At 46.9% G+C, this 13,950-nt stretch carries 12 protein-coding genes; 11 read left to right on the top strand and 1 reads right to left on the bottom strand.

Annotated features, from left to right (window positions below; genetic code table 11):
• Positions 1 to 128: 128 nt before the first annotated feature.
• Complete coding sequence (locus HPT30_RS21375; protein ID WP_175373336.1) at positions 129 to 479, top strand: anti sigma factor C-terminal domain-containing protein; 351 nt, start codon at positions 129 to 131, stop codon at positions 477 to 479.
• Between the two features lie 323 nt (positions 480 to 802).
• On the opposite strand, the gene HPT30_RS21370 is transcribed toward HPT30_RS21375, so the two are convergent.
• On the bottom strand, positions 803 to 2,146 hold the full coding sequence (locus HPT30_RS21370) for an amino acid permease (RefSeq protein WP_175373335.1): 1,344 nt from the start codon (positions 2,144 to 2,146) through the stop codon (positions 803 to 805).
• Between the two features lie 363 nt (positions 2,147 to 2,509).
• On the opposite strand from HPT30_RS21370, the gene HPT30_RS21365 reads away from it, so the two are divergent.
• From HPT30_RS21365 to HPT30_RS21320, 10 genes are all read left to right on the top strand, one after another.
• Positions 2,510 to 3,520: a 2-oxoacid:acceptor oxidoreductase family protein gene (locus tag HPT30_RS21365; RefSeq protein WP_175373369.1), complete on the top strand. Its 1,011-nt coding sequence runs from the start codon at positions 2,510 to 2,512 to the stop codon at positions 3,518 to 3,520.
• Positions 3,521 to 3,543: 23 nt separating this feature from the next.
• Positions 3,544 to 5,850, top strand: coding sequence for a thiamine pyrophosphate-dependent enzyme (locus HPT30_RS21360; protein WP_175373334.1), 2,307 nt, complete (start codon positions 3,544 to 3,546; stop codon positions 5,848 to 5,850).
• Positions 5,851 to 6,054: 204 nt separating this feature from the next.
• Positions 6,055 to 6,288: a hypothetical protein gene (locus HPT30_RS21355; protein ID WP_175373333.1), complete on the top strand. Its 234-nt coding sequence runs from the start codon at positions 6,055 to 6,057 to the stop codon at positions 6,286 to 6,288.
• Positions 6,289 to 6,359: 71 nt separating this feature from the next.
• Positions 6,360 to 6,689, top strand: coding sequence for a CDI toxin immunity protein (locus HPT30_RS21350; protein ID WP_246317312.1), 330 nt, complete (start codon positions 6,360 to 6,362; stop codon positions 6,687 to 6,689).
• A 115-nt stretch (positions 6,690 to 6,804) separates the two neighbouring features.
• Positions 6,805 to 7,062, top strand: coding sequence for a hypothetical protein (locus HPT30_RS21345; protein ID WP_175373332.1), 258 nt, complete (start codon positions 6,805 to 6,807; stop codon positions 7,060 to 7,062).
• 532 nt (positions 7,063 to 7,594) lie between these two features.
• The gene (locus tag HPT30_RS21340) at positions 7,595 to 8,065 is read left to right on the top strand and encodes a MarR family winged helix-turn-helix transcriptional regulator (RefSeq protein WP_175373331.1); all 471 of its coding nucleotides are present in this window, start codon (positions 7,595 to 7,597) and stop codon (positions 8,063 to 8,065) included.
• 407 nt (positions 8,066 to 8,472) lie between these two features.
• Positions 8,473 to 9,069 (top strand): hypothetical protein, encoded by a 597-nt coding sequence (locus HPT30_RS21335; protein ID WP_175373330.1) that lies wholly within the window; start codon positions 8,473 to 8,475, stop codon positions 9,067 to 9,069.
• Between the two features lie 248 nt (positions 9,070 to 9,317).
• The gene (locus tag HPT30_RS21330) at positions 9,318 to 10,943 is read left to right on the top strand and encodes a peptidase G2 autoproteolytic cleavage domain-containing protein (RefSeq protein ID WP_175373329.1); all 1,626 of its coding nucleotides are present in this window, start codon (positions 9,318 to 9,320) and stop codon (positions 10,941 to 10,943) included.
• Positions 10,944 to 11,761: 818 nt separating this feature from the next.
• Positions 11,762 to 12,247 (top strand): SRPBCC family protein, encoded by a 486-nt coding sequence (locus tag HPT30_RS21325; protein ID WP_175373328.1) that lies wholly within the window; start codon positions 11,762 to 11,764, stop codon positions 12,245 to 12,247.
• 576 nt (positions 12,248 to 12,823) lie between these two features.
• On the top strand, positions 12,824 to 13,861 hold the full coding sequence (locus HPT30_RS21320; protein WP_175373327.1) for a CobW family GTP-binding protein: 1,038 nt from the start codon (positions 12,824 to 12,826) through the stop codon (positions 13,859 to 13,861).
• The last annotated feature ends 89 nt before the right edge of the window (positions 13,862 to 13,950 follow it).

Raw genomic sequence — 13,950 nt, 5'->3', positions numbered from 1 at the left:
TGTATTAACGAGCTCCTGCTGCTGGATAAAATGCGAGACGATCAATACATTGAAGTAGGCTTGTTATTGAATAGAGGTTATACACTGGAAGGTATTAGTGCTCTTTTGCCTGAGGGTATTCATTCAACATGGTATTGGGCAACAGCTATGATCGAAGTGATATCGCTCATCTTGAAATGGTTAACGGACCGGAGCGCTCAGATCAGATTTATGGATTCCAAGCTTTCACCGATCGGTTAGCGCCTAAGGTAAAAACGACAGAGGAACAGTTCATCCACAATATTCAAACGGTTATCGATAGTAGCAATTCTTATTATTCCAAGCAGGCAACCAAGGTACTTAGTGCCGTTAAAGACCACCAACAAGAAGGTATGATCATCGGGATGGTCGTGACAGGTACCCGGGGGCAGCTTAAGAAATTAGAAGGCCTTCCTTTTATAAAAGCAGCTACCCTTGGCGCTACCGTGGACATGTACTGATATCAAGGGATTTTGACGGGGGGAATGCCGGTTGAAAAAACCAAACATAAAAAGCAGCGATTCTCCCAACAAGGGATAGTCGCTGCTCTGTTTTTGTTGTGCCCGTATTCTATATAAGATGAACAAAAAATAATAACAAAAGCGAGAAGGAACGAAGGGGGAAGTTTGGAACTGTAGGAGCAAAGCGTGCGCCTTTGTCGCCAGATTTCAACCGCTAGGGGCGGTTTATAAAGAAGAAATCTGGCGACAACAGCGACCGGAAGTTCAAACATTCCACCGTAGTGACGACAGAGTCTTACGTTCGGATCTTAAGTTCGTCGTATCTAGTTTCTTTTTCTAAATTTCACGAAAGACCAGACGATCAAGAACAGCAGGAACGCCAGGCATGTGCCGATGCTGATGCGATTCTTCGTATCAAACAGAAACATGCTTGCAATCACGATCAGGCAGGTAACCGTCAGGGTGGTGATATACGGAAAGCCCCATACTTTAAAGCTAGGCTCCTGGGGATATCTTCTGCGCAGCTTGAGCTGGGCGAGAGTGATCGAGATCCACACCAACAGCACCACAAAGCCTGGAACGGCCATCAATAAAGCGAATAACCTGTCCTGTGCAAAATAAGCCAGCATCGAACCGATTCCAAGTACAGCGGCGCAGAGCTTCAGGCTGTTCAGCGGTACGCCTCGCGAGGTGGTACGCGCCAGAGCTTTCGGTGCTTCTCCTTGGGAAGCCATGGAATGCAACATCCGGGTCGCTCCGTAAATTCCTGAATTGGCCGCCGACAGTACGGCAGTGATCAGGATAAAGTTCATCACATGTGCGGAGCCTTTCAGACCTGTAGAGGCCAGCACCTGCACAAAAGGACTTGTCTGATCATTCAGCTGATTCCATGGCATAAGGCCGCAGATCACCAGGATCGGCAGGGTGTAAAATAGGACCACGCGCAGAATGAGGTTTTTGACCACCTTGGGCAGTACTTTTTCCGCATCCTTCGTCTCAGTTAATGTCAGTCCGATCAGCTCAGAACCGCCGTAGGCGAACATAACGACCAGTAACGCAGAGAAAATGGAGGTCCAGCCATTCGGCAGAAATCCGCCATAATCCGTAAAGTTACGCAGATAAGGAGCACCTTCTGCCAAAGGGAGAAGTCCGAAAATCAGCGCGGCTCCAAGAATAATGAAGATAAAGATCATTGCGATTTTGATGCCGGCCAGCCAGAACTCTGCTTCGCCATACCCGCCGACGCTCATCGTGTTAATACCAATAATCAAAGCACCGCTTGCCAGACTGAGCAGCCAGAGCGGTACATCGGGGAGCCAATATTGCAGGAAGCTTCCTGCAGCCAGTATCTCAATGACGCAGACCGTCAGCCACATGAAGCAGTACATCCAGCCCACGATAAAAGAAAGTCGTTCTCCAAACGCCTCGCGGATAAAATCCTTCATATTTCTGTTCGGGTAGACTGTAGCCATCTCGGCAATCGCACCCATCACCACTAGCAGAAGCAGCCCTCCTAAGGCGTAGGACAAAACAATCCCCGGCCCGGCAATTCCGATGGTCTCGGAGCTCCCCTTGAAAATTCCTGTGCCGATTACACCGCCCATAGCCATAAAGCTGATATGTCTTGGCAGTAATTTTTTCTGTAGTTCGGCTTCATTTGACTTCACTATCGATGCACCCAACCCTCTATACAATATTTACGACAAGAATATAGTGTATCCTGAATCGCTTGCCTTGAAAAGTACAAATCACACGATCGGGCAGGTTTCTCAAACAGAAAATGGTCACAACGGGAGAATTCCTTGGGGAGGCCCAACTGTGATTTTAATCATCCATTCTGTGATGAAATTAACATCTTAATTTTTAATATTGTTGCTAAAGTAAGAATGAAGGATACGATTCACATAATAATTTCCAAACCATGGAAAAATGCAAGATTTGTCACTTCGCGGCAAATGGGATCAAGCTATAATCTTTGAAACAGTCAAAAGGATACTATTCTTATGAGAACCTTGAAAGGGGTTATGTCGGTGGTACAGTTACCTAAAGTAAACGACCTCGGTTTTTTTGAGATTCGTCTGGAGTCTATTGGGGGCCTGGGAGCGAATCTGGCGGGTAAAATGCTCGCTGAAGCAGGTGTTGTCGGGGCTGGAATGAATGGGGTGAGCTTCTCATCCTATGGTTCGGAGAAAAAAGGCTCTCCCGTAAAAGCACATATTCGTTTTTGTGATCTGAATACGCCGATCCGTGATACTTCCCCGGTGGAGCGTCCCCATGTCGTTGGTGTTTTTCATGAAGCGCTGGCGAAGACCATTAACGTTACAAGCGGAATTTATGAGCATAGCACGGTGCTGGTCAACTCGGCAAAGTCGCCGGAAGAGCTGAAGTCATCCATGAAGATGATGGCAGGTACCATTGCTGTAGTGGACGCGACAAGCATTGCGCTGGACGAGAAGAATCGTGTGAATATGGCGATGCTGGGCGCGTTGTTCCGGATGTGTGATTTTCTGGACCCGGAAATTATGAAAGATGTCATCGAGAAATCACTCGGCAAAAAATACCCGCAAGCCGTTCACTCCGCAATTATGACGTTTGAGCGCGGATATAGTGAAGTGAAGTTTATGCATTTCCCGCTGGCGCAAGGTGTAGAGATGCCTCAGTTCGTCCGTTCCGACATTTCGGCTCTGGGTTACGAGACCCAGACCATCGGGGGCACAATTATCAGCGCGGGCAGTACTTTTTTGAAAAATCTCAGCATCTCCCGTTCCGGGCATTTGCCGCACTTTAAAGCAGAAGACTGCATTCACTGTGCCCAGTGTGACACTGTTTGTCCCGATTTATGCTTCGTGTGGGATGAGCTGCCGGATAAGAAGGGACGTCCACAGATGTTCCTGCAGGGGATTGACTATCAATACTGTAAAGGCTGTCTGAAATGCGTCGAGGCCTGTCCGACCACAGCGTTGTCCGGTGAACGGGAGGAAGAGGGTTACGCAGAGAGTCATTCGGTCCGTCAGCATTTGGATCTCGTCACCCAAGTATAAATGGAAGGAAAGGTGGAACACACATGGCAATCGACTATGAAAAAGAACTAAGCTCTGCCAAGGTAGAGCAGAAATTCCTATATGAATCCGGCAATGAAATGGCTGCTTACGCCGCCCATCAGATCAACTATCATGTCATGGGCTATTTTCCAATTTCGCCATCTACGGAGGTTGCTCAGTTTCTCGACACGATGAAAGCTAGCGGACAGCATGATATTCTGCTGATTCCTTCAGATGGTGAACATAGCTCAGCCGGCATTTGCTACGGGGCATCAACAGCGGGTGGACGGGTATTTAACGCAACGAGTGCGCAGGGCTACATGTTTATGCTGGAGCAAATGCCGGTTCAGGCGGGTACCCGGATGCCAATGGTCATGAACTTGATCTGCCGCTCCATTTCCGGGCCGCTGAACATTCATGGTGACCACTCAGACTTGTACTTTGCCCTGAATACAGGCTGGCCGATTCTGATGTGCCGTGATCCGCAGTCAGTATACGACATGAACCTGATGGCACTGAAGCTGGCGGAGCATGCTAAAGTTCGGCTCCCGGTAATGGTGGCTTCGGACGGTTACTTTACTTCTCACCAGAAGCGCCGTGTGCAGGCTTTTGCCCACCGCAGCGATGTGCATAAATTCGTAGGTGAGCAGCCGCCAGCAGGCTTTACCGATACACTTGACCGCAACAATCCAGTCACAGTCGGTCCTTACATGAACGAACCTGACTACATCAACAACCGTTACCAACAGTCGGTGGCCATGTACAATGCCGGAGAAGTCTTCGAAGAAATTGCCAAGGAATTCGGCGAGCTGACCGGACGCCATTATCCGATGATTGAAGAATACCGGATGGAAGACGCCGAGGTGGCGGTGTTCCTGATGAATTCCGCTTCAGAGATCATCAAGGATGTCGTGGACCAGCTTCGTCTGCAAGGGATCAAGGCTGGAGCGATCTCACCGAATATGATCCGTCCCTTCCCACAAAAGCAGATTGCGGAAGCGCTTAAGCATGTGAAGGCCATCACCGTCGGCGACCGTGCGGATTCTGTCGGCGGACACGGCGGTAATATGGTGAACGAGATCAAAGCTGCGATGTTCACATATGGCAACACAACGACCAAAGTCATCAGCCGTATTTATGGCTTGGGTGGCAAAGATTTTTATGCAGAGGATGGACACAGCTTCTTCAAGCTGGCCTTGGATGCTGTAGCGGCAGATCGGGTAGAGGTGCCGTTCGACTATTATGGCCACAATCCGGGTGCGCCGGAGAAGGCACCGCAACGATTGCTGAAGCCGATGGATTTCGATGCCCTGAAGACTGGACTTATTACGGTAAAACAGGTTGAAGCTACAGGCAAGCTGAGTGTGCGGATTCCGCCGCTGCGCAACTTGACGAGGAAGCCAAAACGCCTGGCACCAGGCCATGGGGCGTGTCCAGGCTGCGGGATTTTCTCGGGACTGGAGACCTTTTTCAAAGGCATCGAAGGCGACATCGTGGCGTTGTATCATACAGGCTGTGCCATGGTAACAACGACAGGATATCCATATTCGGCGCATAAATCGACATTTATCCATAACCTGTTTCAGAACGGTGCAGCGACGCTGTCCGGCGTAGTAGAGATGTTCTGGGAGCGCAAACGCCGCGGGGAACTGGATGGCCTTGGCCTGAAGGATGACTTCACCTTTGTGATGGTCACCGGGGATGGCGGGATGGATATCGGGATGGGGCCTGCTATCGGTGCAGCTCTGCGCGGACACAAGATGATTATTGTGGAGTATGACAACGAAGGCTACATGAACACAGGCGCACAGCAGTCCTATTCCACACCGCTGGGTCATCGCACTTCGACTTCAAGCATCGGCAAGAACCAGCAGGGAAAGGTCACACAGCATAAGGATACTGCGCAAATTATGGCGGCAACTAATATCCCTTATGTCTTCACAGGAGCTGAGGCCTATCCGCAGGATCTGGTGAAAAAAGCAGCCAAAGCCCAATGGTACGCCCAGAACGAAGGCCTGGTCTACGGCAAAATCCTGATCGCTTGCCCGCTCAACTGGATGTCCGAGGACAAAGAAGGTACGAACATCGTGTCCCTGGCTGTGGAATCCTGCTTCTTCCCGCTCTACGAAGTGGAGCACGGCATTACGAATATTACGTACAACCCGGAGGACAAGAATAAGCGTCTGCCGCTCACCGACTGGCTCAAGACTATGGGCAAAACCCGCCATCTCCTGAAACCGGAGAACGAGCCCGCCCTGCACAGCTTCGAGGACGAAGTCCAGCGCCGCTGGAGCCGGCTCAAAGCGAAGCATGAGCATCCGGATTTGTAGAATTATTTTATGAAAATATAAGCAGTAAAATTGGGCTACCCCTGTAGTTGGCAAGATGACTATGGGGGTGGCTTTGTTTTGGATGGGGATTACTGCGATCAGGAGAGATTAGAGAGTCTAGTAGTGATTGACAAAAAGTAAATATTATCTAAAAATCAACTTGAGGATTTTGTGCATATTTGAAAATTAAAGGAGTGAAAATACATGGTGATAGTAAAATATACACCTGAATATTCGCCAGTAGAAGCATTCATAACTAGATTTTTTGATAATGAAAGTGATCTCTTAGTTTTTGAACAAGAGACCCAAATTCCGATCCCGACATTAACTGTCGGAGATATAATAGAAATATTTGAACAAGAATATATAGTGAAAGAAAGGAAATTTGCATTTAACGAAGATGCGTTCCTTACTATATACGGACTGGAGACAAAATGACGTTATTTGAGGAATGTACTCTAGCGCTTGGAGAGAATATTGAGATTTTATCTATAAGATAAACAGAAGATATGTTCAATAAGCTTGTGAGTTTCTTTCCGGTCACCAGTTGGGGACGAATCGATTGGGGAAGTGTCGATAATTTTATGGAGATTTCCCATGAGCAAGATCTATTAGATGCAATAAAAAGAGAATGTGAGGTGCATTATAACAATACAGTATTCTTGCTATGGAATTACACTGACGCCCCGAGTATTTGTGCAGATTTAAATCAGGTACTAAGCAACATAGATGATGTTACAGCCGTCGGTTCTGAGACATGGATCTTTTGTCCGGAATCTGGTTATGTGATCGAATACTTTCACGAAGGACAAGTAACGGTTGGTTTTAAAAAAAGATAACTTATAGTTAAAAAGTCGACAGTATCACCTTGAGTAATACGGACGAACTATCTCTTTCTCGAATGTCATTTTTGGTTTAAATCAGGATAATAATGCTAGGGAGTGATCTAATCATATGTTTGATAATATTGACTTTTCACCTGGGGTTGTTACATACAACGTAACGCAATACTTGGATCAAGAAGATATTTTTCAGGTGACATTTTATGAGGGCTACGTTCTTGATGTTGGATGGTATAGAAAAGAATTTGCTGTTGTAATAATAAAAGATTCGGATTGGGAAAATCCACTGATGGAAAAACGGTGCGTTAAGTTGGATGAACTGCATAGACTTGTTTGGGAATGCTCTGAATATGTAAAGAATTTAGAATGAACTGGGTGACACGTCTAAACAGAATATTAACTTTTATCAGTGTCGTATTAAAATCCTGGTTAGCACTACGTTTCATGCCAAAATGCTAATCCTTGTTTTCTGCCGGTTTTTCTGAATAATATACCTTCCCCAACATACATACACCAACTACAATTAGGTCATTTTAATCAATTCGATCCTATTGAAAAGGGAGGTGAGTTATATGCGAATAAACTCATATATTAAGATACCTAATTTAAAGCTACCAAATAATTTTGAGTAAACACCTGAAAAATACTTTATTCATATAGATGATGAAGAAAGAATGAAGTATTATATTAATCTAATTGATGACGGATACTTGGAGGGGGCTCTTATATTTGATTATAAGAATAGCCGTATTTTGAGGAAGAAATCGACCGACTGTCATTAATGTGTATTTCTATAATTCATTCTACATATCGTTGGTTATCTTCATATTGTTGAAAAAGAAACAAAATATAGTTATAATACTTTTTATATTTTTAATGCACAAACGAGCGGGAGGGCAGGCATGGACAAAGAAGAACAGGTCATAATAAGTTTCAGGGACTTGTATAACAAGATCGCTTGGGTGAATAGGCTTAAGCTGGAAGACAGTCTTAGGAATTATACGTTCTCTGAAGTAGGTTGCATAGAATATATTGGCGACAATGCAGATTCCAACGTGACAAAACTTGCGGAGTACCTTTATATGACTAGGGGTGCACTGAGTAAAATGACCAAGAAGCTTATCGAAAAGGGACTTATTGAAAGCTATCAGAAGCCAGATAATAAGAAAGAAATCTATTTCAGGTTAACCGAACAAGGACAAGTAATTTATAACGTCCACGAGGAAATGCATAAAAAGTTTATTGATCGGGATAAAGTTGTATTTGAGCATATAACCGCAGAACAATTTGACAATATACTCGGCTTCATGAAAAAGTATGATAGGCATTTGGATGCAGAACTACAGAAAATGGAAATAGAGATGAAGTCGTAACAAATGTGCATATTGAAAATGACACCACAGGCAATCCAACTCGCTTGAGCATGGGCTGTCTTTTTTATTTGAATTATTGTTGATGAGGGGATTTTATTGTTAAAAGAGAGGGAAGAATAACAAGTAGTGCGTTTATCCAAGAAGATCTATTACTTGAATAATACAAAATCAAATTGATAAGTTGGGATTATACGTAACCAATTAAGAATGATTTTCCTCCTTCCAGTAAGTGAGGGTTCTAGCTTTTTCAAGGACACGGAGAATGCACCGAATTTAAAAATGTGATTTTTTTAAAGATCCACTCAGGATGATTTTTGAGTAAAAACCGCATATTTCTCCCCCCACCCAGCCATGCTACAACTGACAGGTGTAGCAATAAGATCTTTATAGGGAAAGGGTGGCGGGGGATGAAGCGACAATGGCTTCAAGTACTGGCTGTTGCGTTCGTTTTGACAGCTGTGCTGGCAGGCTGCAGCGGGCATCAGATCCGCAAGGAAGCGGATAAATACAGCATGAAAGCCTATGAGGACGGTGTGCTGCGTGCACAGTCACAGGGAAAAGGACTCAACGGGCGTTTTCTGGGTGAAATGCGCCGCTCATTTGCCGGAGAGGGAATCAAGCTGACACATGAGATGTTTGCCGAGGACAGCAGGGGCAACGTCAGCTATCAGTATCTGATCGCCGGACAGCCCTCTCAGAATATTACGCTGCATGTATTCTCGAACCTGGATGAGCGGAAGGAACGAATCCCAGAGTGGTATGGGAGCAGTGACATTGCTGTAACACCAACGACGAAGACAGAGATTTACAGCAAATATAATGCCTCACTCGTCTACACATCAATGGGCAAGGAAAAGGCCAAGTATTCTAAAAAGATTAAATCGTTGTTCACCGGACTGCTGGAGCGTTTGAATCTGTCGAAGGATGAGCCACCTGAGCATCTTAAAAAGCTGCAAAGGGGCGATCAGGACTACTATGGACCCACACCAACCTCACGAAGTTGATGGGAGGGTGGTAATAGGCAGACGCGTCATTTACTTAGGATGATCCGCCTGCCTTTTTGTTATGAATCTGGCTGGAATGAGCAAGAACTTCTATTGTGACGCGCTGCCATACGCTTGCGGCCTATGAGTCTTTCAGTCTTCTTTACAGAAAACGGGCGAATCTCGTAGTTTAATAGCCATTGCTGTCCTATCTAACCCGAATATTATAGCTATGTACAATTAATATATCTATTGGGGTGATGGATGGCATGGTAAACGAATGCAACCAGAATGCGACTGGTCAATATTCTACAGTAGAGGGGATCGATACTATAGCCAGTGGCATTGCTGCGCATGTGGAAGGCTACCAGGCCAATGCCACGTTTAACGCGGCTCATGCCGAAGGCAGCGCTACAACCTCAAGCGGGAGCGCCTCCCATGCAGAGGGATACCAGACATTGGCCAGTGCGGATACAGCACATGCCGAAGGAAATACGACCACGGCTAGTGGAAGTGCATCTCATGCGGAAGGCTACCAGAGTCAGGCTACCGCAGACACGGCTCATGCCGAGGGATCGTCAACCGTTGCCAGCGGTGTGGCTTCCCATGCGGAAGGAACGCAGACAGTGGCTTCCGGATTATTTGCTCACGCTGAAGGGGAAGGGAACACTGCCAGCGGAAGAGCCTCCCATGCGGAAGGTGGTGGCTTAGATCGACTGAACACCCCCTCTCCGAATCTGGCTAGCGGAGCTAGCAGTCATGCCGAAGGAGTGGGCAGCATCGCCCTCGGGTTCGCTGCTCATGCGGAGGGAGGCACGATCAGTATAACCGGTTCGCCGGGTCCCCGGGCCATCGGAGATTTTTCTCACGCTGAAGGACAAAGTACGGTAGCGATTGGCTCTCCATCCCATGCGGAAGGGCTGGACACCGTCGCCAGCGGCAATGCGGGGTCCCATGCAGAGGGGCAGAGTAGCATTGCCAGTGGAACATCTTCTCATGCCGAAGGCCTTCATACCCATGCCAGCGGGCCTTCTGCGCACGCAGAAGGAGCGTATACATTGGCCGATGGTCCATTTTCCCATGCCGAAGGTATTGGTACCCTAGCCGATGGACCCTATGCCCATGCGGAAGGTGAAGACAATATATCTAGCGGTGAAGCCTCTCACGCCGAAGGCCAGGGGAATAATACTACGTTTACAGCATCCCACATTATGGGCCGCTTTGGTGACGCGGATGAAGCATATTCCTGGTTTATCGGGAACGGTACCTCCAGTACGGTTAGGGGTCTGGGGGCCAAATGGAGCGGATCTACTTTCGATATGTACATCGACGGCATGTATTTAAGTCCGGCGGCTGACCATGCCGAAATGTTCGAGACCGCAGACGGACAGTCATTAGATGTCGGTTACTTTGTCACCGTGCAGGAAGAGGACCGGATTCGGAAAGCAACATCTGCTGATGATTTTATTATTGGGATTACTAGTGCTACTCCAGGCTTTGTCGGCAACAGTGCAGGTCTGCGCTGGCAGGACAAATATGTGACCGACGAATGGGGGCGCAAGCAGTATCATGAGGTTACTCTGCCAGCTCATCAGGATAATGATGGACATCTGCTGATTCCTGAGCGCAAAGAAATGCAGCCGCTCCTGAACCCTGCTTGGGATGCTGATAGGGAGTATCTTCCACGGCCGAAACGGCCGGAGTGGGTAGCAGTAGGATTAGTGGGACAAATTCGCGTTCGTGATGATGGAAGTTGTGTCACCCATGGATATTGCCTCCCGAATGACGAGGGAGTGGCTACAAGCGCTGATCATGGTTTTTTTGTCCTGAAGCGAACAGGTGCCAATCAGATTGTAGTCCTATTGAATAACGTTCCGGGGCAAACGGGACGTTGAGAATAACTTTGAATTCGTAAGGTGCAAATCAATGAAACCTCTCCTTGAAAATGGCAGGTTATACAGGGATCAGTCCCAACTTCCATTTCAGAAAGAAGAGGTTTTTTTCCTGAATACATAAGGGTACTTGTAGCAATGTTCCAGCTCTGCCTCGCTTATACAGTTAATCCTGGTAGTCAGGGATACCTCAAATCTGTTCATCAGGCGGTCAGATAGCGGACGGTACTTTTTTACAACCCATCGGGCAGCAGAGAGGAGTAGCGGGGATTATTTTGTAGATTGTTTTATAGTAGAATAGACTTATATTTGGGGAATACTCGGAAGTAATGGGATCTATACAGAACGCATTAAAAAAACAAACATAGCCAAGAAAAACTTCTTTAAGAAGTATCGAAGTGTAATTAACGGCATTTTTGTCATTTTTGTACCTTAAATCCTTTGCAGCTAGGGGGTAGTGGAAATTAAGTGCAATTTTGTACCTTAAATCTTCCGAAATACCCCACCTAGCGTGCTTTTTCGAAAAATAAGATACAATAATACCCTTATTTCCCTCTTTTGACTATATTGAAGGAAAATAAGGTACAAAAATGCCGTTAGTTGGGGAGGGGACTCCTCTTTGTAACTGTTAAGAAGGCAAGTGAAGGGAATATACCGCTTCTGGTGGTTGCAATCTGTCGATAGTCTATGTTCTGGTGGAAGCTTTCCTATGGAAAGCTTCCAGGTGAGCACTTTGCACCTACAGCTCCAACCTTCCCTCTTTGCTTTTTGTTAATTTCTTTTGTTCGGCTTAATAGTTTACTTTATCAAGGAGGATGCAGATGATAGCTTCCATAGAAAAGACTGAGACAGGCTACACCGCCCGATTTGACCGACACTACACTTTTTCTGTAACGGAAGTCTGGTCTTGGTTGACTGAGAATGACAAGCTGTCCCAATGGTTTCCTGAGCTACGGGTAAAAGATTTGCGTGAGGGTGGAAGTTTAATATTTGATATGCCTAGCGGTACAGCGATAACGATGGAGATCACCGATTTTACACCTCATGCTGTGTTGGAGTTCACGTGGGGTGCTGATCTTGTACGCTTTGAGCTGTCCCCTGAGCCGCAGGGCTGTCACCTCGTATTGATCGAGAAGCTGGTCAAGATTACCGGGCATACTGCCAAAGATCTCGCGGGCTGGCATGTTTGCCTGGAGGTAATAGCATCCTTGCTGGAGGACAATCCATTACAGTCACGCGATGAGGTATGGAAGAAGTGGTATGCAGAATATGAGCGGTTGCTACAACTGTATGTAACTGCTGACTGAACTGGGAAAGGAGGACCCCCATGTGGGTACCTCCTTTTTTGGCGCGGCGTTGAACTCAGCCTTCAGGGCTGACTAAAGGCTGGTCAGCGCCTGGATAGTGCCAGTTTATCTTTTTTTACGGCTACGAACGCTGGATACTGTGCACATTACGTCCTTGACGGAGTAAGAGTAGCAATGTTTTGGAATCGGCACACAGTGATGACGTCTGATGACTTCGACGGGATGAATGACATTGACCACCTGTGGGTGATAGTAATCCTCATAAACAAAAGACGGCGGGTCTGTTACAGTTTGTTCTGGGCAGTTGGGGCAAAAAGTCATTTCATTTCAGCTCCTCTTCATTGGACTTATCGTATTATACGCACAGAACAAGAGCCTGCTTGGTCTATTGTCTTGTAGGCTGCAAAATAGGTGAATGCCACCTGATAACCGAAGTTTTCTAAGCGGGTATCCTGTTTGAGAACGATTTCAGCTTTTGTTTCGCTCAGGAAGAACAGCATCGGACTGGTTGCATGCCTATGTCCTGATGTAGTACACTCGCTACCATAACCGATTTTTTGCAGGGAGAGATGAAACATGGAACAGGCTATACCTGTGTATATATTGTCAGGCTTTTTGGGGAGCGGCAAAACAACGCTTTTGCAGCGTCTGCTGGATCATTGGAAAGGCCAGGGCTTACGCCCGGCTGTTGTTATGAATGAGCTGGGAGAGGTGAATCTTGATGGTCTCCTGGTTGAACAGTCCGTACCTATGGCTGAATTGCTGGGCGGCTGTATCTGCTGTTCGATCCGTGGCGATCTTAGCACTGAGCTGGCTACACTAATTAAGAAGGAATCGCCGGATGTCGTTGTAATTGAAGCAACTGGCGCTGCCAATCCGCTGGAGATCGTCGACGGGGTGACCGAGACTTCGCTGTATCTGAAGGTAGAGCTGAAAAGCTTAATCACTGTTGTGGATGCCGGACATCTTCTGGAATTGCATCGTGCCCAGCAGGGAGCAACCTATCGTCTAATGCAGGAGCAGATTCGCTGTGCTTCAGTGCTTATTTTGAACAAGCTGGATCGGGTGACAGAGGAAGAGAAGGAGGAAGTTCTGACTGTCCTGCGGAAATGGAATGCTTACGCGGCAGTAATGCCGGCGGTGCGTTGTGAGCTGGATTCTGATGAAGTGCTAAATCAGGCCGGAGGCATTCGTCTTGAAGCCGAGGATTTAACAGATGAAGCTGAAGGTGACGATACCTCACATGAAGCTGAGACAGAGGGCAATCATACTGCACCGGGAAGCACCCATGCGCTGCATGATCATGTTATGGCTTACACGCATTATTTCAAGAATACAGTGAACAGCGAAGAATTCGAGCAGTTTGTCAAAGATTTGCCGCGGGACGTCTACCGGGCGAAGGGAATTGTGGAGTTCAATGATACCTCTAGCCGTTACTTGTTCCAATATGCTTACAGAGAAGCGGATTACATGAAGATCACACCGCAGGGCGATGTGCCCAATGTGGCAGTATTTATTGGGGAGCATTTTTCGTCAGGTGAGCTGCGTAGCAAACTGCTGCGACTAGAGAAACGTCTGCTCGCCCGGCCAAATGCGGTCAGACGAAGCTTGTAACTGTCTGTGAAGTGCCACAAGGTCTGGTTCGTTGCTTTTCTTGCAGGTTAATAGATAGGCATACCCTATAAAAAATCGCAGGAGGTTAA

Source organism: Paenibacillus agri (assembly GCF_013359945.1).
GTDB classification, from domain to species: Bacteria; Bacillota; Bacilli; order Paenibacillales; family Paenibacillaceae; genus Paenibacillus_AQ; species Paenibacillus_AQ agri.
Note: the sequence above shows the minus strand (reverse complement) of the source record. Positions and strands in the feature narration are given on the sequence as shown.